At 63.3% G+C, this 19,089-nt stretch carries 18 protein-coding genes; 16 read left to right on the forward strand and 2 right to left on the reverse strand.

Features of this window, described 5'->3' with window-relative positions; genetic code table 11:
• Positions 1–3: 3 nt before the first annotated feature.
• Positions 4–402: a DUF1844 domain-containing protein gene (locus GC119_RS08795; protein ID WP_070574383.1), complete on the reverse strand. Its 399-nt coding sequence runs from the start codon at positions 400–402 to the stop codon at positions 4–6.
• A gap of 272 nt (positions 403–674) precedes the next feature.
• Here GC119_RS08795 and infC point away from each other — a divergent pair, with 272 nt between their 5' ends.
• The 7 genes from infC to GC119_RS08830 all read left to right on the forward strand — a co-directional run bounded on the left by infC (position 675) and on the right by GC119_RS08830 (position 7,484).
• A complete protein-coding gene (infC, locus tag GC119_RS08800; RefSeq protein WP_070574385.1) occupies positions 675–1,310 on the forward strand; it encodes a translation initiation factor IF-3 in 636 nt (211 codons plus the stop codon).
• Positions 1,311–1,392: 82 nt separating this feature from the next.
• Complete coding sequence (gene rpmI, locus GC119_RS08805; protein WP_019174918.1) at positions 1,393–1,593, forward strand: 50S ribosomal protein L35; 201 nt, start codon at positions 1,393–1,395, stop codon at positions 1,591–1,593.
• A gap of 51 nt (positions 1,594–1,644) precedes the next feature.
• Positions 1,645–2,034, forward strand: coding sequence for a 50S ribosomal protein L20 (gene rplT / locus GC119_RS08810; protein ID WP_070574386.1), 390 nt, complete (start codon positions 1,645–1,647; stop codon positions 2,032–2,034).
• 96 nt (positions 2,035–2,130) lie between these two features.
• A complete protein-coding gene (locus GC119_RS08815; protein WP_070574387.1) occupies positions 2,131–3,042 on the forward strand; it encodes a TrmH family RNA methyltransferase in 912 nt (303 codons plus the stop codon).
• Between the two features lie 50 nt (positions 3,043–3,092).
• Positions 3,093–4,133, forward strand: coding sequence for a phenylalanine--tRNA ligase subunit alpha (gene pheS, locus GC119_RS08820; RefSeq protein ID WP_151952928.1), 1,041 nt, complete (start codon positions 3,093–3,095; stop codon positions 4,131–4,133).
• Positions 4,133–6,661, forward strand: coding sequence for a phenylalanine--tRNA ligase subunit beta (pheT, locus tag GC119_RS08825; protein WP_070777163.1), 2,529 nt, complete (start codon positions 4,133–4,135; stop codon positions 6,659–6,661). Before pheS ends, pheT begins: the two co-directional genes overlap by 1 nt.
• Before the next feature lie 10 nt (positions 6,662–6,671).
• The gene (locus GC119_RS08830) at positions 6,672–7,484 is read left to right on the forward strand and encodes an SDR family NAD(P)-dependent oxidoreductase (protein WP_070777164.1); all 813 of its coding nucleotides are present in this window, start codon (positions 6,672–6,674) and stop codon (positions 7,482–7,484) included.
• Positions 7,485–7,553: 69 nt separating this feature from the next.
• Here the strand turns inward: GC119_RS08830 and GC119_RS08835 are convergent, their stop codons facing one another.
• On the reverse strand, positions 7,554–8,525 hold the full coding sequence (locus GC119_RS08835; protein WP_070777165.1) for a quinone oxidoreductase family protein: 972 nt from the start codon (positions 8,523–8,525) through the stop codon (positions 7,554–7,556).
• 73 nt (positions 8,526–8,598) lie between these two features.
• Here GC119_RS08835 and argC point away from each other — a divergent pair, with 73 nt between their 5' ends.
• The 9 genes from argC (at position 8,599) to tyrS (ending at position 18,564) form a co-directional block, all read left to right on the forward strand.
• Positions 8,599–9,696, forward strand: coding sequence for an N-acetyl-gamma-glutamyl-phosphate reductase (gene argC, locus GC119_RS08840; protein ID WP_083318924.1), 1,098 nt, complete (start codon positions 8,599–8,601; stop codon positions 9,694–9,696).
• On the forward strand, positions 9,693–10,844 hold the full coding sequence (argJ, locus tag GC119_RS08845; RefSeq protein ID WP_070574397.1) for a bifunctional glutamate N-acetyltransferase/amino-acid acetyltransferase ArgJ: 1,152 nt from the start codon (positions 9,693–9,695) through the stop codon (positions 10,842–10,844). Before argC ends, argJ begins: the two co-directional genes overlap by 4 nt.
• Positions 10,841–11,776, forward strand: a complete 936-nt coding sequence (argB, locus tag GC119_RS08850; RefSeq protein WP_083304143.1) for an acetylglutamate kinase — start codon at positions 10,841–10,843, stop codon at positions 11,774–11,776. Before argJ ends, argB begins: the two co-directional genes overlap by 4 nt.
• A complete protein-coding gene (locus GC119_RS08855) occupies positions 11,769–12,965 on the forward strand; it encodes an acetylornithine transaminase (protein WP_083304144.1) in 1,197 nt (398 codons plus the stop codon). Before argB ends, GC119_RS08855 begins: the two co-directional genes overlap by 8 nt.
• Positions 12,962–13,900 carry an ornithine carbamoyltransferase gene (argF, locus tag GC119_RS08860; protein WP_070574401.1) on the forward strand — a complete coding sequence of 313 codons (939 nt, stop codon included), beginning with the start codon at positions 12,962–12,964 and terminating at the stop codon, positions 13,898–13,900. The genes GC119_RS08855 and argF overlap by 4 nt, the downstream gene beginning before the upstream one ends.
• A complete protein-coding gene (locus tag GC119_RS08865; protein ID WP_070574403.1) occupies positions 13,897–14,418 on the forward strand; it encodes an arginine repressor in 522 nt (173 codons plus the stop codon). Before argF ends, GC119_RS08865 begins: the two co-directional genes overlap by 4 nt.
• A gap of 44 nt (positions 14,419–14,462) precedes the next feature.
• Complete coding sequence (locus tag GC119_RS08870; protein ID WP_070777167.1) at positions 14,463–15,671, forward strand: argininosuccinate synthase; 1,209 nt, start codon at positions 14,463–14,465, stop codon at positions 15,669–15,671.
• A gap of 83 nt (positions 15,672–15,754) precedes the next feature.
• Positions 15,755–17,164, forward strand: a complete 1,410-nt coding sequence (gene argH / locus GC119_RS08875) for an argininosuccinate lyase (protein ID WP_070777168.1) — start codon at positions 15,755–15,757, stop codon at positions 17,162–17,164.
• A gap of 110 nt (positions 17,165–17,274) precedes the next feature.
• Entirely contained in the window at positions 17,275–18,564 is a 1,290-nt protein-coding gene (gene tyrS / locus GC119_RS08880; protein ID WP_070777169.1) for a tyrosine--tRNA ligase, read from the forward strand.
• Positions 18,565–19,089: the final 525 nt, after the last annotated feature.

Raw genomic sequence — 19,089 nt, forward strand, 5'->3', positions numbered from 1 at the left:
AGCTCAGGAAACGGGGCCGGTGTACTTTTCGCCCGGGCCTGAACCGGGAACGTCGGGGAAGGGGGAGGCTTCGCGGAAGGCCAGCTGCAGGCTGCGCAGGCCGTCTCGCAGGGGCCGGGCGTGCTGGTCGCCGAGGTCGACTGCGGACGAGGTGACAAGACCCGCCAGTGCGTTGATGAGCTTGCGCGCCTCATCGAGGTCCTGTAGGTCTTTGCCATTGGACTCTTCAGTGTCTTCGGCCAGTCCGCACTTCACGGCAGCGGCACTCATCAGGTGGATGGCCGCAGATGAAATGACCTCGACAGCAGGTACGTCGGCAATATCTCGCAGCGCCTGCTGCTCTGCGCGCGCGTGGTCGGCGGCAGTGTGATCATCGGAAAAAGTGTGGCGGTTTTCTGTCATGTCCCCAAGCTTCCCACATCCGAGTGTGAAAAACGCCTGAGTGTCGTGTAAGCTGGAGGGCGTGCAAAGTGGAGATTGACTCCCACCTGGATTGCCAAGGGCAATCGGGTCAGCGAAAACAGCTGGCACAAGCGGGCTTCAGGATCTGCTTTCCGGCTGTTGGGCACTGAGGTGAAGAATGTTCACCGGCAGCGTTTCAAGCTCCCTTTGCGTGTTCAAAGGGAGCTTTTCTGTTCCCTTGAACACCGTGATCACCATCTGAGTTAAGGAGCATGCACATCAGCGAGCCGCGCATCAACGATCGGATTCGAGTACCTGAGGTCCGTCTGGTCGGGCCCAACGGAGAGCAGGTCGGGATCGTCGCCATCCGCAAGGCACTCGACCTGGCACGCGAAGCCGATCTTGACCTCGTCGAGGTTGCGCCCAAGGCGAAGCCTCCGGTGGTCAAACTCATGGACTACGGCAAGTTCAAGTACGAAACTGCCCAGAAGGCACGCGAAGCACGGAAGAATCAGGCCAACACGGCCCTGAAGGAAATCCGGTTCCGACTCAAGATCGACGACCACGACTACGAAACCAAGAAGGGCCACGTCGTCCGCTTCCTCAACGGCGGAGACAAGGTCAAGGTCATGATCATGTTCCGCGGACGCGAACAGTCCCGCCCGGAAATGGGCATGCGGCTGCTTGAGAAGCTGGCCGAGGAGGTTGCCGAATACGGCACCGTTGAATCCTCACCTCGGCTTGATGGACGCAACATGGTCATGGTGCTCGCACCGACGCGTTCGAAGTCAGACGCCCGCGCAGAATCGCGCAGGGAGACCGCGGGTGCCAAGGGCACATACACCGAAGTCAAGTCGCGTCGCGACCGCGCTGCTCAGGCCAAGGCCGAGCAGCGAAACCAGAACTGACATCGGTTCAGGAGCGCCCAGCGCCCCAGAGCCACTACCCTCGGGACGGGTTTCCGAGGGCCGACTGAAGGAGAACGGCACAATGCCGAAGCAGAAGACCCACAGCGGTACGAAGAAGCGCATCCGCGTCACCGGCAGCGGCAAGCTCATGCGCGAAGGTGTCGGCAACCGCCACCTCGCAGAAGTCAAGAGCTCGCGCCGTAAGCGCCGCATCAGCGGCACCGACAAAGTCATGACCGGCGGCGACGCCGCCAAGGCCCGCAAGCTGCTGGGCAAGGCCTGACCAAAGCGCACCACAGCCCTACCGCTGTGACATTCATCTGAAGGAGTACACGTGGCACGTGTCAAGAGGGCTCTCAATGCCCACAAAAAGCGCCGGGTCATCCTCGACCGGGCGAGCGGCTACCGCGGACAGCGTTCGCGCCTGTACCGCAAGGCCAAAGAACAGGTCATCCACTCGCTGGTCTACAACTACCGCGACCGCCGCAAGCGCAAGGGCGATTTCCGTCGCCTCTGGATCCAGCGCATCAACGCTGGCGCCCGCGCCAACGGCATGACCTACAACCGCTTCATCCAGGGTCTCAAAGCCGCTGGTGTTGAAGTCGACCGTCGTATGCTCGCCGAACTGGCCGTCAACGACGCAGCCGTGTTCACCAAGCTTGTGGAAGTCGCCAAGAACGCACTTCCGTCAGACGTGAACGCGCCGAAGACGCCTGCTGCCTGAGTGCAGCTGTGAAAACGCGGGGGCTGTTTGGCCCCCGCGTTTTCGTTTCCCGACAGCTGAGGCTGCGCATACCGTCCAGAAGAACTGAGTGAGGTTATGGAAAGCGACATCCATCCCGGTCTGCACGGGCCGGAAGTGACGTCCCCGAAATCCCGCCGACTGCGCGAAGCCGCGAAGCTCGACCGCAAACAGGGTCGGGCCAAGTCGGGAAGATTCCTCGTAGAAGGTCCGCAGGGCATCCGCGAGGCCTTACGCCACCAGGCCGAAAACCGCCCCAAGGCCGTGACGCTGCACGTTGAGCCCGGTCAGGCGGCACCGCGGGGGACAGGGGCCGTCCTCGATGTGTGGGCGACCGTCGAAGCGGCCGAGCGCAACCCCGACATCATCGAGGCCGCACGCAAAGCCGGCATTAAAATCAAGCAGACGGCTCCGGAAGCGCTGGCTTCGGTGGCTGAGACTGTCAACAGCCAGGGAATGATCGCCGTCGTCGAACAGCTTCACGCTGACTTGACCTCGGTGGTGACCAAGGAGGCAAAGCTCCTTGTCGTGCTCAGCCAAGTGCGGGATCCCGGCAACGCCGGAACCGTCCTGCGCGCAGCGGATGCCGCCGGTGCCGACGGTGTCATCATCACCTCCTCGAGTGTTGACGTCTACAACCCGAAGGCCGTGCGATCGACCGCCGGATCGATCTTTCACCTGCCGGTGGTGACCGGGGTCGGCCTTCCAGAAGTCACCGAACTGGCGCGCGCCCGCGGCCTGCAGATCCTCGCCGCTGACGGCCATCCGCCGGCTCACGACCTTCACGTTCCGTGGGATACCGGCCTTGACCTCGCCCGTCCAACCGCGTGGGTGTTCGGCAACGAAGCCTGGGGACTTCCAGAAGCTGATCGAGCGCAGGCCGACGCCGCCGTGGCCATCCCCATCTACGGAAAAGCAGAAAGCCTCAATCTGGCCACCGCCGCCTCGATTGCCGTCTATGAATCCGCCAAGCACGTCCGCATGATCTGACGGTTCGCTAGACTGCAGAACGTTGTCCAACCATCTGAGAAAGAAGGCAGATGTCCGTCATTGACCCGCTTGACGAGGCTGCCGTCACCGCTGCAATGGAGGAAGCGCTGACGGCTTTTGCCGCAGCCGACGACCTCGACGAACTCAAGACGGTTCGCATTGCGCACATGGGTGATAAAGCCCCGCTGGCCCTTGCCAACCGCGAAATCGGAAAGCTCGACAAATCCCAGAAGGCCCAGGCCGGAAAGCTTGTGGGCACATCACGCGGACGGATCGCCCAGGCCTTTAAAGCCCGCCAGGAAGAACTCGAAGCCGAACGCGACGCCCGCGTGCTCGTCGCCGAGGCCATTGACGTCACCGGACCCTCCACCCGTCGGCCGGTCGGCGCCCGCCACCCGCTGCAGCTGCTGCAGGAGAAGATTGCCGACCACTTCGTCGGCCACGGCTGGGAAGTTGCGGAAGGCCCCGAAGTCGAACACGAATGGCTCAACTTCGATTCGCTCAACTTCGGTCCCGACCATCCGGCCCGCCAGATGCAGGACACGTTCTTCGTCGAGCCCGCATCGGCCCACCTGGTCATGCGCACCCACACTTCGCCGGTGCAGTCGCGTTCGCTGCTGAACCGCGGTGTTCCTCTCTACGTGGTCTGCCCCGGCAAGACCTTCCGCACTGACGAACTCGATGCCACGCACACCCCGGTGTTCCATCAGGTTGAGGGCATCGCCATTGACAAGGGCCTGACAATGGCACACCTGAAGGGCACGCTCGATGCTTTTGCCTGCGCCATGTTCGGTCCGGAAGCATACACGCGCCTGCGCCCCAGCTTCTTCCCGTTCACCGAGCCGAGTGCCGAAATCGACTTCTGGTTCCCCCAGAAGAAAGGCGGCCCCGGCTGGATCGAATGGGGTGGCTGCGGCATGGTCCACCCCAACGTGCTGCGCGCATCCGGCATTGACCCGGATGTCTACCAGGGCTTTGCCTTCGGCATGGGCATCGAACGCACGCTCATGCTGGGTGAGGGAATCAACGACATGCACGACATGGTGGAAGGCGATATCCGCTTCTCGAAGGCTTTCGGAGTGATGAACTGATGCTCGTACCCTTGGAATGGCTGGCCGAATACGTCGACCTGCCTAAGAACCTCGACGCTCACGAACTCGCTGCTGAACTTGCTGGCATCGGCTTGGAAGAAGAGGACTACATCGGTCCGGCAGTCACCGGCCCGCTGGTGGTCGGCCGAGTCCTGACCTGCGAACCCGAAAAGCACTCCAACGGCAAAACCATCAACTGGTGCACCGTCGACGTCGGCCGCGAAGAACCGCAGGGCATTGTGTGCGGTGCACACAACTTCGGCGTCGGCGACTACGTTGTCGCAGCGCTGCCCGGTGCTGTTCTGCCCGGTGATTTCGCGATTGCGGCACGCAAAACCTACGGCCACATCTCTGACGGCATGATCTGCTCGGCGCGCGAACTGGGCTTGGGTGATGATCACGACGGCATCATCGTGCTCACCGAGTTCGGCTTTGCCGATCTGACCGCAGGCCAAGACGCCGCGGAACTGCTGGGTCTGAACCACGAAGTCCTCGACGTCAACATCACGCCCGACCGCGGATATCAGATGTCGATGCGCGGCATCGGCCGCGAATACGCTCTTCTGAAAGAGCAGAACTACGCCGACCCCGCCCTGGCGGTCGCCCCGGTCGTTGCCGGTGAGGGACACCCGGTCGAGCTCACCGACGACGCCCCCATTCACGGCAACGACGGCTGCACCCGCTTCACAGCCCTGCGCGTGCGCGGCATCGACCCGACAGCACAGACCCCGTTCTGGATGGCCAAGCGCCTGCTGGAGGCTGGCATGCGTCCCATTTCGCTGGTCGTGGACATCACCAACTACGTCATGCTCGAACTCGGCCAGCCGCTGCACGCCTACGATCTCGCCAACGTCGGCGAGCGGATCGTCGTACGCCGCGGTCGCAAGGGCGACAAGCTCACCACGCTCGACGACGTCGAACGGAGCATTCACCCAGAAGACGTGGTGGTCACCGGAATCAGCGCCGACGGCAGCGAAGAGCTTCTCGGCCTGGCCGGTGTCATGGGCGGGGCAGATTCCGAAGTCAGCGACACGACCGTCGATGTGCTCATCGAAGGCGCTCACTGGGACCCCGTGTCGATTGCCCGCACAGCCCGCAGGCACCGCCTGCCGAGCGAAGCCGCCAAGCGCTTCGAACGCGGAGTCGACCCGGCGCTGGGCCCGGCCGCAGTCGCCCGCGCCGCACAGCTGCTCACCCAGATGGCAGGTGGCCAGGCAGACGCAACAGCATCGGTCCCCGGCAGTTTTCCGGCGCCTCGTGAGGTGAGCCTGCCGAAGACCCGCACGGCAGAACTCGTGGGCATTGACTACACCGATGACCAAGTGATCGGCGCCCTGCGCGCCGTCGGCTGCGAAGTCGACGACAGCGGTGCCGACTACAGCGTGACAGTGCCGTCGTGGCGCCCGGACCTGACCGACGCGGAAGACCTCGTTGAGGAAATCGCGCGAGTCAACGGCTACGACCAGATCCCGTCAATTGTTCCGCAGGCCCCTGGCGGAGAAGGGCTCACCCGCCGCCAGACATCCCGCCGCGCGGTGTCGAACCTGCTTGCCGACCTCGGCCTGACAGAAGTGCTGACCTACCCGTTCACGTCAGAAGCACGGCAGGACGCCCTCCGGATTCCGCAGGACGATCCGCGACGGAACAACCTGCGCTTGGCCAACCCGCTCAGCGACGACCAGCCGCTGCTGCGCACCGAGCTGCTGCCGACACTCGTCGACGCGCAGCTGCGCAACCAGGGACGCGGTTTCAAGGACACCGCACTGTTCGAAATCGGGCTGGTCACCCAGCCTGAAACTGCCCAGCTGCCGGCCAGTGAAACCTTCGCACCGGGGTACTACCCCACGGAAGAAGAGCGCGCAGCGATCTTTGACGCTGTTCCCCACCAGCCGCTGCACGCGGCTGGGATCGTGTCGGGCAACTGGGACCTCGAAGGCGTGTGGGGCAACGGCCGCAGGGCCGAAGCGATGGACGTGATCGAGATCGTCAAGCGAATCGCAGCGGCTCTCGGCCAGAGCGTGACGCCGACGGCGTCTGACCGCGCACCGTTCCACCCCGGCCGCTGCGCTGAATTCCGCCTGGCAGACGGCACGCTGTTCGGCCACGCCGGTGAGCTGCACCCCAAGGTCGTCGAAACGCTCGGACTGCCGGCCCGCACGGTTGCATTCGAGGTCGTTCTCGATTCTGTACTGGACGCTCCGGCAGAGCGCCGCTGGTCGGGTGCCCTGTCCACCTATCCGGTGTCCAGGCAGGACGTGGCGCTCATCGTGGATGACAGCATCGTGATCGGCGACCTTGTAGACACCATGCGCGAAGCCATCGGCAGCGATCTCGAAGGGCTTGAACTGTTCGACGAGTACCGGGGCGAACAGGTGGGGGAAGGTAAAAAGTCGCTTGCATTCCGCATGACCTTCCGGGCAGCCGACCGCACTATGACAAGCGACGAGGCCTCGGCCCTGCGCGAAGCCGCAACCGCCGCAGTCGAAAAGGCATACGGCGCGGTAGCCCGCACCGGCGGGGAGGCGTGAGCGCAGAGTCATGAGCACCGTCCTCATCACCGGAGGTTCGCGAGGCATCGGCCGTCACCTGGCCGATGGCTTCGCGGCCGACGGGTGGAACGTCATCCTCACGGCAACTGACGAAGCCCGTGCGGCCGCTGCGGCCCAGCAGATCGCCCAGGCTCGCGGCACCCGGGTCATTGGTGTGCAGCTCCAAGCGACAGACCCCACATCAGTTGAGGCTCTTGCCCAGCGCACCGCAGAAATCGAAGAGCAGCTGGGCGAGCCCATTACGACGGTCATCAACAACGCCGGCGTGGTGGAAAGCCCAGAAGGCCCCGTGTGGAATGTTCCCGCCGAGCAGCTGATGCGCACGCTTGATACGAACATTCGCGGGCCGTTCCTTGTTGTTCGCGCCTTCGCCGAGCGCCTGCTGGAAACAGCCGACACAACGGGCCGGGCGTGCCGGATCATCGATCTCAATTCCGGTTCCGGCGCGCAGGGAACACCCGCTTACGCTGCCTACTCGGCATCCAAGGCAGCCCTGTTCCGCCTGGCTGATTCGGTACACGTCTACGGCTATGACAAGGGCCTGCGGATCTTCGAAATGGCCCCGGGGGTCATCGAATCCGACATGACCGGCTCGATGGCAATGCACGACTGGCGGGGCAGTTCCGACTGGACTGATCCCGAAGACGTCGCAGCTTTGGCCCTCGCGCTCGCCTCGGGCGACCTCGACGCCTATTCCGGCCGCTTTGTGCGCGCAGGCCTTGACACCCCGGATTCGCTTGCCGAGACCGCCGCGGCTGGTCTTGCCGACGACTTCCGTCGGCTGGCCGTGCGCATGGACTGACCCAGCAGAAGAACGAGGCGGAGCTCACCGATCTCGGTGACCTCCGCCTCGTTCTCTGTGTCGACTGAATCAGACCGTCAGCACGACCTTGCCGGTGGTCGTGCGGCCCTCGAGGGCTTCGTGGGCTTGGCGGGCCTGTTCGAGCGGGAAGGTCTGGCCGACGCGGAATTTCAGCCATCCCTCGTCGAGTCCCGCAAAGAGCTGCCCCGCGCGCTTGTGCAGTTCTTCGGGGGAGTCGATGAACCACTTCGTGGAAGGCCGGGACAAGAAGATTCCGCCGCTGGAGTTCAGCCGCTGAATGTCGAACGGCGGAACAGCACCGGAAGCTGCGCCGAAGAGCACCATGGATCCGCGCGGGCGGATAGAGGCCAGCGAGGCGTCGAAAGTGTCTTTGCCGACCCCGTCATAGGCGACGTCAACGCCCTTGCCGTCGGTGAAGGCCATGACTTCTTCGCGGATGTCGACACCGTCCCCGTAGAGGAAAACGTGATCGGCTCCCGCCGCGCGGGCCAGTTCGGCCTTTTCTTCTGTTGACACCGTGCCGATGACCCGGCCGCCCAGGTGTTTGATGAACTGGGTCAGCAGCAGGCCGACACCGCCGGCGGTCGCGTGGACGAGAGCCGTCTGGCCGGGCTTGATTTCGTGGGAGTCCGTCACCAGGTACTGCGCGGTCATCCCCTGCAGGGGCACGGCGGCAGCGGTTTCGAAGTCCACGCCATCGGGCAGGGGCAGAAGCTCTTCGGCCTTGACCACGATGTTCTGCGCGTAGGAGCCGTGAACGTCTGTCCAGGCCACGCGCTGACCGACGTCAATGCCCTCAACGCCCTCGCCGAGTTCGGCAACGACCCCGGAGCCTTCAACGCCGACGATGTGAGGAAAGGGCATGGGGTACATGCCGCCGCGCCGATAAGTGTCGATGAAGTTCACGCCGGCGGCTTTGACGTCGACGAGGACTTCGCCGGGACCGGGGGAGGGTGTTTCGACTTCGGTGTACTCAAGAACTTCGGGTCCGCCTTGTCGGACTGCCTGAACTGCGTACATGTTCCTCCTTGAAATGCTGGCAACAGCAGGATCACTGATGAATAATTTATCTTGTCAATGTATGCTTATGCATATGGTTTATTCAGTCGCGGTATCGGGAGCCACGGGATACGCGGGCGGGGAAGTCCTCCGCCTGCTGGCAGGCAACCCGAACTTCACGGTGACAACCGTCTGCGGACACTCCACAGTCGGTCATCTCCTAGGCGAACAACAGCCGCACCTGCGCGCCTATTCCGACATGACGATCGCGGACTCTTCGGCCGCGACTCTGGCTGGGCACGATGTTGTGTTCCTGGCCCTGCCGCACGGCCAGTCCGGTGCCATCGCCGCTGAGCTTGAAAAGCTCAGCCCCGCAACCCTCATCGTGGACCTCGCTGCCGATCACCGGCTCATCGACCCGGACGCGTGGAGAAGCTACTACGGTTCGGAACATCCCGGCACGTGGACCTACGGTCTGCCCGAGCTCATGCTCGCTGGCCCCGGCAGCACGGACCACACCACCCAGCGGAGGCAGCTGGAAGGTGCCACGCGCATCGCCGTGCCCGGATGCAATGTCACGGCGGTGACCCTCGGAGTGCAGCCGCTCGTGCACGCGGGACTTATCGACCACACCCGGCTGACAGCCGTTTTGGCCAACGGCGTATCAGGTGCGGGCAAGGCTCTCAAACCGCACCTGCTGGCCTCCGAGATCCTCGGCGGGGCCAGCCCGTACGCGGTCGGCGGAACCCATCGCCACATCCCCGAAATCGAACAGAACCTCGCTCTTGCGGCGGGTGAAGACCCCCTTGCAGGCTCCGCCCGCATCACTTTCACCCCGACGCTCGTGCCGATGTCCCGCGGAATCCTGGCAACCGTCTCGGCGCCTCTTGCGGCCGGTGCTGATGTCGGCCAGGCACAGGAGAAGATCAGCGCGGCTTTCGCCTCGGCCTATGATTCCGAACCCTTTGTCACCGTGCTGCCGCACGGCCAGTGGCCCAACACGTCGGCGACCGCGGGATCTAACCAGGCCCACCTGCAGTGGGCCCTCGATGGCCGCGCCGCGACCGTCACGGTCTGTATTGCCATTGACAACCTCGTCCGCGGCACCGCAGGCCAAGCGGTGCAGTCGGCGCACATTGCGCTCGGACTCGAAGAAACATCACATCTTCCACACGAAGGAGTTGCACCGTGAGCGTCACCGCAGCACCGGGCTTTCGCGCCGCCGGAACCACCGTCGGCATCAAGCCGAGCGGCAAAAAGGACTTCGCCGTAGTCATCAACGACGGTCCCAGCACAAACGCCGCCGTCGTCTACACCTCCAACAAGTGCAAAGCGAACCCCGTGAAGTGGTCACAGCCGCGCACGCGCGACGGCCAGGTCCGTGCGGCCATCATCAACTCTGGCTGCGCCAACTGCTTCACGGGTGACTTCGGCTTCGAAACGACGAAGCTGACCGCGCACGCGGTTGCGGATGCTGTCGGATGCAGTGCTGACGACGTCCTCGTGTGCTCCACCGGGCTCATCGGCACCGGGGGAGAGGACTTCCGCACCCGGCTGGTCGGGGGAGTTCCGGGTCTGGTCGAATCTGCGTCCGCGTCCGGTGGCGCCGATGCCGCACAGGCCATCCTCACCACGGACTCTGTTTCCAAAGAAGCGCTCGCGGAAGGCTCCGGCTACACCATCGGCGCAATGGCCAAGGGTGCAGGCATGCTCGCACCGTCACTTGCGACGATGATCGTCGTCATCACAACCGATGCCAAGCTCAGCCCAGAACAGCTCGACCGGGCGCTGCGCAGTGCAACGGCCAAAAGCTTCGACCGGCTGGACTCCGACGGCTGCCGGTCGACTAACGACACCGTCGCACTGCTGTCGTCGGGGGCCGGAGCAGAAGCGGACGAAGCCGAATTCACAGCCCTGCTGACCGAGGTGTGCACTGACCTTGCCCGCCAGCTCATGGCCGATGCCGAAGGTGCCGCCCACGACGTTGAAATCACCGTTACAGGAGCCGCGAGCGAAGACGACGCCGTCGAAGTCGGCCGCACCGTGTCGCGCTCAAACCTTGTCAAGACAGCACTTATGGGGGAGGACCCCAACTGGGGTCGCGTTCTCGCGCAAGTCGGCACAGCGCAGGCGGAGTTTGATCCCGAAAACCTCGACGTCAGCTTCAACGGAGTTCAGGTGTGCCGGGCAACTGCACCGCACGAAGACCCCGCGAAGGTGAAGTTCGGCCGCAAGATCAACATTGAGATCAACCTCAACAGCGGCCAGGCCGAAGCGACGATCTTCACCAACGATCTCACCCACGAATACGTCACCGAGAACAGCTCTGCAGCATCATGACCGACAAACTCTCACCCGCCCAGCGCCTGGTCAAAGCGCAGACCAAAGCGGAGATCCTCACGGAGGCTCTGCCGTGGATCAAGACTTTCGCGGGCGCCACCATAGTCATCAAATACGGCGGCAACGCCATGGTCTCCCCGGAGCTGCAGCAGACTTTTGCGGATGACATCTCGTTTCTGCGCTTTGCCGGCATCCGCCCGATCGTCGTCCACGGCGGTGGGCCGCAGATCAGCACGATGCTCGACCGGCTGGGAATCGAAAGCGAATTCGTCGCCGGTCAGCGCGTGACCTCTGAAGAAGCCATTGACGTCATCCGCATGGTGCTCTCCGGTCACGTGAACCGCAGCATTGTGTCGCGCATCAACGAACACGGCTCGGCAGCTGTCGGCCTGTCGGGTGAGGACGGCGATCTCCTGCTGGCTGCCCCCGCGTCTGTCGAGGTGGATGGCGAGCTCACGAGTCTCGGCCGCGTCGGCAACATCACGTCTGTCAATACACAGCTGCTGCACGACCTGCTGGATTCCGGGCGCGTTCCGGTGGTGTGCTCTATTGCTGCCGAGCTGGGCGCCAGCGGCGACAATCCGCTCAACGTCAACGCGGACCTGGCCGCTGCGGCAATTGCCCGGGAGATGCGGGCCGATAAGTTCATCATGCTCACCGACGTCCCCGGACTCTACGCTGACTGGCCTGACACCGACAGTCTCATCAGCGAAATCGCTCCGGCTGAGCTGCGCGAACTGCTGCCGAAGCTCGACTCCGGCATGATCCCGAAGATGACTGCCGCACTCGATGCGGTGGATGCCGGTGTCAAACAGGTGCACGTTGTCGACGGCCGCACCGCGCACTCGGTCCTTCTGGAAATCTTCACGGACATGGGAATCGGCACGCTCATCGCCGACGTCAAACCCGCCAAGGGAGGAACCAATGGCTGAATGGCTGGATGATTATCGCGGCAGTCTGCTGCCGGTGTACGGAGATCCGCAGAAGAAGCTCGTCACGGGCAAAGGCGCGGTAGTCGAAGATTCCGATGGCAGGCGCTATGTCGACTTCCTCGGCGGCATTGCGGTGAACAGCCTGGGACACGCTCACCCGGCAGTTGTCGAAGCCGTCAGTCGGCAGACCGCCGAACTGGGGCAGATCTCAAACTTCTACACCTCGGACCAGCAGATTCGTTTGGCCCAGCGCATTCTCAGCACAGCGCAGGCGCCGGCCGGTTCGAAGGTGTTCCTGTGCAATTCCGGCAGTGAAGCAAACGAGGCCGCCGTCAAACTCACCCGCCGCGCCAAGCCCGGCCGCACCGGGATCATCGCGGTGGATGGCGCTTTTCACGGCCGCACTATGGGTGCGCTGTCGCTGACGGCAAAAGAGGCCTACCGCCAGCCTTTCGCTCCGCTGGTGCCAGGAGCCCAGCATGTTCCCTTCGGTGACGTCCAGGCGCTTCAGAACGCGGTGGATGAGAACACCTCGGCAATCATCATCGAACCCATTCAGGGGGAAGCGGGGGTGCGCCCCCACCCCCGGGGCTATCTCACGGCGGCACGTGAAGCAGCCGATTCCGTGGGTGCCCTGCTCATCTTCGATGAAGTGCAGACCGGTGTCGGCAGGACCGGCAGCTGGTACGCGTTCCAGCACCCGGCGATCGGCGAGGGTGTGCGGCCCGACGCAATGACCTTGGCCAAGGGTCTGGGCGGGGGCCTGCCGATCGGCGCGCTCGTGACCTTCGGAGAAGAAGTCTCTTCCCTTCTCACGGCCGGCCAGCACGGCACAACGTTCGGAGGCAATCCCATTGCGTGCGCGGCAGCCAACGCGGTTCTCGATGTCATCGAAGCAGACGCCGTCCTCGACCACGTCCGCGAAGCCGGGCTGCTGCTGCGCCGGGGCCTCGACTCCATTCCGGGAGTCACCGATGTCCGCGGTGAGGGTCTGCTGCTGTCCTTCGACATTGCGCCGGTCTCAGCGAAGAAGTTCACCGCGGCCGCACTCGAGGCCGGTTTCCTCGTCAACGCCGTGGGCCCGAACCGTATCCGCCTGGCACCGCCGCTCATCATCAGCCCCGATGAGATCCGCGCTTTTCTTTCCGCCGTGCCGGATATCCTCAAGAAAGGAGGACAGAGCGAATGACCCGACATTTCCTCAAAGACACGGACCTGACACCGGGAGAACTGGGTGAAGTCCTTGACCTCGCCCAGAGGATGAAAGCCGAGCCCTACGCTTTCCAACCGTTGGCAGGACCGCAGACGGTGGCCGTTGTGTTCGACAAGACGTCGACGCGCACCCGCGTATCGTTTGCCGCAGGAATCGCTTCCCTCGGGGGCAGTCCGCTCATCATCAACCCCGGTGAGTCTCAGATGGGCCACAAGGAGTCGATTGCCGATTCGGCGCGAGTGTTCTCTCGCATGGTGTCTGCCATTGTGTGGCGCACCTTCGACCACGCGGGGCTGGAGGAAATGGCCGCGCATTCGAGCGTGCCGGTCATCAACTCGCTGTCGGATGACTTCCACCCGTGCCAGCTGCTGGCCGACCTGCTGACCATCCGCGAGCACCGCGGCACGGGTGAAGGCAATGGCCTTGCCGGGCTCAAACTCGCCTATTTCGGCGACGGAGCGAACAACATGGCGCACTCCTACCTTTTGGCCTGCGCGAATGCTGGAATGGACGTTGCCGTTGCCGCACCCGCTTCGGCACACCCGGCTGTCCACATCGTGGAAGAAGCGCGCTGCCTGGGCGAAACGACCGGCAGTTCGGTGCTCGTCACGGAAGACCCCGCCGCAGCCGCGCACGCCGCCGACGTCCTCGTAACCGACACGTGGATCTCCATGGGGCAGGAAGACGACGGCCGATCCGGCGAGGACTCGCCGTTCGTGCCGTATCGAGTCACTCAGGATCTCATGGACCTGGGACGGAACCCGATCTTCATGCACTGCCTGCCCGCCTACCGGGGGCACGAGGTGGATGCCGAAGTCATCGACGGTCCCGCTTCCGTTGTCTTCGACGAGGCTGAGAACAGGCTGCACGCGCAGAAAGCGCTTCTCGCGTGGCTGGTGGGGCGCTCATGACAGCGCCTCAACAGAGCGCATCCGTTCCCAGCACAAAAACTGCCCGCCATTCGCATATCGCGGACATCATCCGCAGGCACCGAGTGCGCTCGCAGTCGGAACTGGCCGGCAGACTCGCCGATGCGGGCATCCTCGTCACTCAGGCCACGCTGTCGCGCGACCTGGTGGAACTCGGAGCGGTCAAGGTCCGCACGAGTGCCGGAGCGGTCTACGCCGTTCCGGGAGAAGGCGGTGACCGCTCCCTAGAACAGGGTGTGGGAGGCGAACTCATCGACGCGAAGCTTCAGCGGCTTCTCGAAGAGCTGCTGGTTTCAGCGGAAGCCTCCGGCAACCTCGTCCTGCTGCGCACCCCGGCCGGTGCCGCCCAGTACCTGGCCAGCGCCCTCGACCGTTCGTCGCTGCCGAACGTGCTGGGCACCATTGCAGGTGACGACACCGTTATGGTCATCGCCCGCAAACCGGACGGGGGAGAAGAAGTCGCCCGCTTCATGCTCGACCTGGCCGCAGACAGCGTGTGACCACAGACATTCAGAACTCAGATACCAGAAGAAAGGAGAACACAATGACTGATCGCATTGTTCTCGCATACTCCGGCGGCCTCGACACCTCTGTCGCCATCGGTTGGATCCAGGAAGCCACCGGCAAGGAAGTCGTCGCAATGGCCGTCGACGTAGGCCAGGGCGGGGAAGACCTCGAAACCGTCCGCCAGCGCGCCCTGGACTGCGGTGCCGTCGAAGCCTATGTTGCAGACGCGCGCGACGAATTCGCCGCCGAGTACTGCATGCCGGGACTGCAGGCGAACACCATGTACATGGACGCCTACCCGAACGTCTCCGCTCTGTCGCGGCCGCTGATCGCCAAGCACCTCGTCGCAGCCGCCCGCCAGTACGGTGCGAGCACCGTCGCCCACGGCTGCACCGGCAAGGGCAATGACCAGGTGCGCTTTGAAGTCGCGATCACGACCCTGGCTCCCGACCTCGACTGCATCGCACCCGTCCGCGACCTTGCGCTGACGCGCGAAGCGGCAATCGAATACGCCGAAAAGAACGACCTTCCGATCATCACGACCAAGTCCAACCCGTTCTCCATCGACCAGAACGTGTGGGGGCGCGCTGTTGAGACCGGCTTCCTCGAAGACATCTGGAACGGCCCCACCAAGGACGTCTACGACTACACCGACGACCCGGCGTTCCCACCGGCTCCCGATGAGGTCGTCATCACCTTCCAACAGGGCGTTCCGGTTGCCATTGACGGTGAGGCCGTGACACCTCTGCAGGCGATTGAGAAGCTCAACCACCGCGCAGGTCAGCACGGCATCGGCCGGATCGACATCGTCGAAGACCGTCTGGTGGGCATCAAGAGCCGTGAAATCTACGAAGCTCCCGGAGCGATCACGCTGATCGAAGCTCACCGTGAACTCGAGCGCATCACGCTGGAACGCGAGCAGCTACGCTTTAAGCGCTCCGTGGAGCAGCGCTGGACCGAACTCGTCTACGACGGCCAGTGGTTCTCCGAGCTCAAGGGCTCGCTCGACGCGTTCATCCTCGATACGCAGAAGCACGTCAACGGCGATATCCGCATGACCCTGCACGGTGGCCGCGCTGTCGTCACCGGACGGAAGTCCCCGAACTCGCTGTACGACTTCGGGCTGGCCACTTACGACGAGGGCCAGACCTTTGACCAGTCGGCTGCCCGCGGCTTCATCGACATCTACGGTCTTTCGGCCCGCACGGCCAGCGACCGCAACCAGCGGGTTCAGAACCAGGCGTGATGAGTGCCCGACTCAGCCCGGCCGGTCAGAATGGACTGGTCGGGTCGAGCCGGGGCTTTACGGTGTGCAGAAAGGATTGTGACGTGACAGAACGAGTAAGCCTGTGGGGCGGGCGGTTCGGCTCCGGTCCCGCCGACGATTTGGCAAAGCTTTCGAAATCGACGCATTTTGACTGGCGTCTGGCACAGTATGACCTGGCCGGTTCGCGTGCTCACGCTCGCGTTCTGCACAGGGCTGGGCTGCTTGACGAAGCCGAACTCGAGGGGATGCTCAAGGCCCTCGACGAACTGGGCCGTCGGGTGGCATCGGGAGAGTTCGCTCCCGTTGAATCCGACGAGGACGTCCACTCTGCTCTTGAACGCGGTCTGCTTGAGATTGCCGGAACCGAGCTCGGCGGCAAGCTGCGAGCCGGCCGCAGCCGCAACGATCAGATCGCCACAATGGGCCGGATGTACGTTCGCGACTCTTCGCGCGTCATTGCCCAGCAGGTTCTTGCTGTTGTCGAAGCGCTCGTGACCCAGGCGGCAGCCCACCCGGATGCTCCCATGCCCGGCCGCACGCACCTTCAGCACGCTCAGCCGGTTCTCCTTGCCCACCACCTGCTGGCCCACGCGTGGCCGCTCATGCGTGACGTTGAAAGGCTCATCGACCTTGACAAGCGAGCCGCGGTGTCCGCCTATGGTTCGGGCGCTCTGGCTGGTTCTTCACTCGGTCTGGACCCGCAGGCGGTGGCGGAAGACCTCGGCTTCCCCACCTCGACGGAGAACTCGATCGACGGCACCGCCAGCCGCGACATCTTCGCCGAGTTCGCGTGGGTGACGGCGATGATCGGCGTGGACCTTTCTCGTCTGTCCGAAGAGATCATCCTCTGGAACACCAATGAGTTCTCCTTCATAAAACTGTCGGACAACTACTCGACTGGATCGTCGATCATGCCGCAGAAGAAGAACCCAGACGTCGCCGAGCTCACCCGCGGAAAGGCGGGACGGCTCATCGGCGATCTGACCAGCCTGCTGGTCACACTGAAAGCTCAGCCTCTGGCGTACAACCGCGACCTGCAGGAGGACAAAGAGCCGATCTTCGACGCGGTTGACACGCTCACACTCCTGCTGCCGGCGTTTGCCGGCATGATCGCGACGGCGGAGTTCAACACTGAGCGCATGGCGCAGCTTGCTCCGCGCGGTTTTGCGCTGGCAACCGATATTGCCGAATGGCTGGTCCGTGAGGGTGTGCCGTTCCGCGTGGCGCACGAACTTTCCGGTGCTGCCGTGAAGAAAGCCGAAGACCGCGGTGTTGAACTGTGGGATCTCAGCGATGCCGACTACGCCGAAATCTCCGAGCACTTCACCCCGCAGATGCGCGAAGTGCTCAGCACCCTGGGCTCTGTCGATTCGCGCAATGCCAAGGGCGGAACCGCTCGCAGCGCCGTGCAGACTCAGCTGGAAAACGCGCGGGCCCAGCTTCGCCTGCTCAGCGAGTTCGCCCAGAACTGACCAAACTCGACACGGCGGCCGCGTGCACCTTGGGCACGCGGCCGTGTCTGTACACGTAGAATGCCCTGTGGAGCTCAAGCTCCCACAGAGCAGAAACAGAAAGGCCAAAAGTGACCGACGTCCTCAGCGATCTCCAGGCTCGCGCAATTGCCGCGCAGACGACCGACGAAGACGCTCTTCGAGCAGCTCTCACCGGCGGGTCGCTGACGTTCTATGTTGGCTTCGACCCGACTGCGCCCAGTATTCACATGGGCAATCTGGTGCAGGTGCTCGTTGCCCGCCGCCTGCAGATGGCAGGCCACTACCCGCTCATGCTCGTCGGCGGTGCGACCGGTCTGATCGGCGACCCGCGGATGTCGGGGGAGCGGACCCTCAATGAACGCGATGTCGTTGAGGGCTGGGTTGAGAAGATTCGCTCCCAGATTGAACGCTTCCTGGACTTCGACGGTCCGCACGCGGCTCGCATGGTCAACAATCTCGACTGGACCAAGGACATTTCCGCACTGGACTTCCTGCGTGATGTTGGCAAGCACTTCTCCGTTAACCGCATGCTGGCCAAGGAAGCCGTTGCCGCGCGTCTGAAGTCTGAAGACGGCATCTCGTTTACCGAGTTCGCCTACCAGCTGCTGCAGGGCAATGACTACCTCGAGCTCAACCGCCGCTACGGTGTGACGCTGCAGACCGGCGGTTCGGATCAGTGGGGCAATCTCACCAGCGGTGTTGATCTCATTCGCCGGGTTGAGCGCAAATCGGTGCACGCCATGTCCACGCGCTTGATCACCAAGGCTGACGGCACCAAGTTCGGCAAGACCGAATCCGGCACCGTGTGGTTGGATCCCTCGCTCACCTCGCCGTACGCTTTCAGCCAGTTCTGGCTCAACACGGCAGATGCCGATGCGCCGGGCTACCTCCGCGTGTTCTCGCTGCGTCCGCTGGAGGAAATCGAAGACATCATCGAGCAGTTCCAGGCTGAACCGCACAAGCGCTTGGTGCAGCGAACCCTCGCCGAGGACGTCACGACTCTCGTACACGGCAAGGAAGAATCCGATCAGGCGTTCGCCGCCGCGGCTGCGCTGTTCGGCACTGGTGACCTGCGCGAACTCCAGCCTTCTACGCTGGGTTCGGCAGTTGCTTCGCTGCCGAGTCTGGAAGTCGACAGCTCTGCGATCCCGGCGGGACTGTCGGTTGCTGACGCTTTTGCGGGATCGGGGATCGTAAAATCGAAGGGCGACGCCCGTCGTGCTGTGAAGGAAGGCGGCGCCTACATCAACAACGAGCGGGTCACGGATGCCGAGGCGCCGCTCACCGGTCAGCAGCTCCTTCCGATTGACGGGGGATCGGCTGTTCTGCTGCGTCGCGGCAAGCGAACGCTGGGTGCTGTGATCGTGCGCGATAACTGACCGAAGTCGGTCCGCGAAGACGGAAGAAGGGAGCGGATTTGCGTCCGCTCCCTTCTGTGTACTAAGTTAGCCCTCGCTGCCGAAAACGGGCGGGTGCGAGTCCGCCGGTGATGTAGATGCTGATTCAGGCAACTGGATCAGGCAGCAGACTCGGAACGGAGTTCTTCGAGTGACTGGCTTCACACGGAAGCAAGTTGCAAAGAGAAAATCCGCAGGGTAGAGTAGAGATCCGGTCGCAGGGAAACCTGAGATTAACGGATTGAAACCTCGGCCTGAACATAGCAATTCTGGAAGGTTCGCTGTTGCGGACTGAAAGGTTTTGGCGTCTGTTCTTTGTCAACTCAATAGCGTGTTTGTTTGTTTCGTGGTGCCAGATTTTTTGTTTTCTGGCCATGGATTTTTTTGATTTGTAGCAGGATGATGCTGGCAGCTGTTGTGGTTGTTGGTGTTGTTTTGTTCTTGTCAGTTTTCTTTTGGTTGGGATCTTCTTTTTGTTTTTAGTGGAGAGTTTGATCCTGGCTCAGG

Origin of the sequence: Brevibacterium sp. Marseille-P9724 (genome assembly GCF_902500275.1) — a bacterium.
Taxonomy (GTDB): domain Bacteria; phylum Actinomycetota; class Actinomycetes; order Actinomycetales; family Brevibacteriaceae; genus Brevibacterium.

Coding starts and splice junctions, on each gene's coding strand:
- GC119_RS08795 (WP_070574383.1), bottom strand. CDS start 402: ATGACAGAAAACCGCCACACTTTTTCCGATGATCACACTGCCGCCGAC.
- infC (WP_070574385.1), top strand. CDS start 675: ATGCACATCAGCGAGCCGCGCATCAACGATCGGATTCGAGTACCTGAG.
- rpmI (WP_019174918.1), top strand. CDS start 1,393: ATGCCGAAGCAGAAGACCCACAGCGGTACGAAGAAGCGCATCCGCGTC.
- GC119_RS08815 (WP_070574387.1), top strand. CDS start 2,131: ATGGAAAGCGACATCCATCCCGGTCTGCACGGGCCGGAAGTGACGTCC.
- pheS (WP_151952928.1), top strand. CDS start 3,093: ATGTCCGTCATTGACCCGCTTGACGAGGCTGCCGTCACCGCTGCAATG.
- pheT (WP_070777163.1), top strand. CDS start 4,133: ATGCTCGTACCCTTGGAATGGCTGGCCGAATACGTCGACCTGCCTAAG.
- GC119_RS08830 (WP_070777164.1), top strand. CDS start 6,672: ATGAGCACCGTCCTCATCACCGGAGGTTCGCGAGGCATCGGCCGTCAC.
- GC119_RS08835 (WP_070777165.1), bottom strand. CDS start 8,525: ATGTACGCAGTTCAGGCAGTCCGACAAGGCGGACCCGAAGTTCTTGAG.
- argC (WP_083318924.1), top strand. CDS start 8,599: ATGGTTTATTCAGTCGCGGTATCGGGAGCCACGGGATACGCGGGCGGG.
- argB (WP_083304143.1), top strand. CDS start 10,841: ATGACCGACAAACTCTCACCCGCCCAGCGCCTGGTCAAAGCGCAGACC.
- GC119_RS08855 (WP_083304144.1), top strand. CDS start 11,769: ATGGCTGAATGGCTGGATGATTATCGCGGCAGTCTGCTGCCGGTGTAC.
- argF (WP_070574401.1), top strand. CDS start 12,962: ATGACCCGACATTTCCTCAAAGACACGGACCTGACACCGGGAGAACTG.
- GC119_RS08865 (WP_070574403.1), top strand. CDS start 13,897: ATGACAGCGCCTCAACAGAGCGCATCCGTTCCCAGCACAAAAACTGCC.
- GC119_RS08870 (WP_070777167.1), top strand. CDS start 14,463: ATGACTGATCGCATTGTTCTCGCATACTCCGGCGGCCTCGACACCTCT.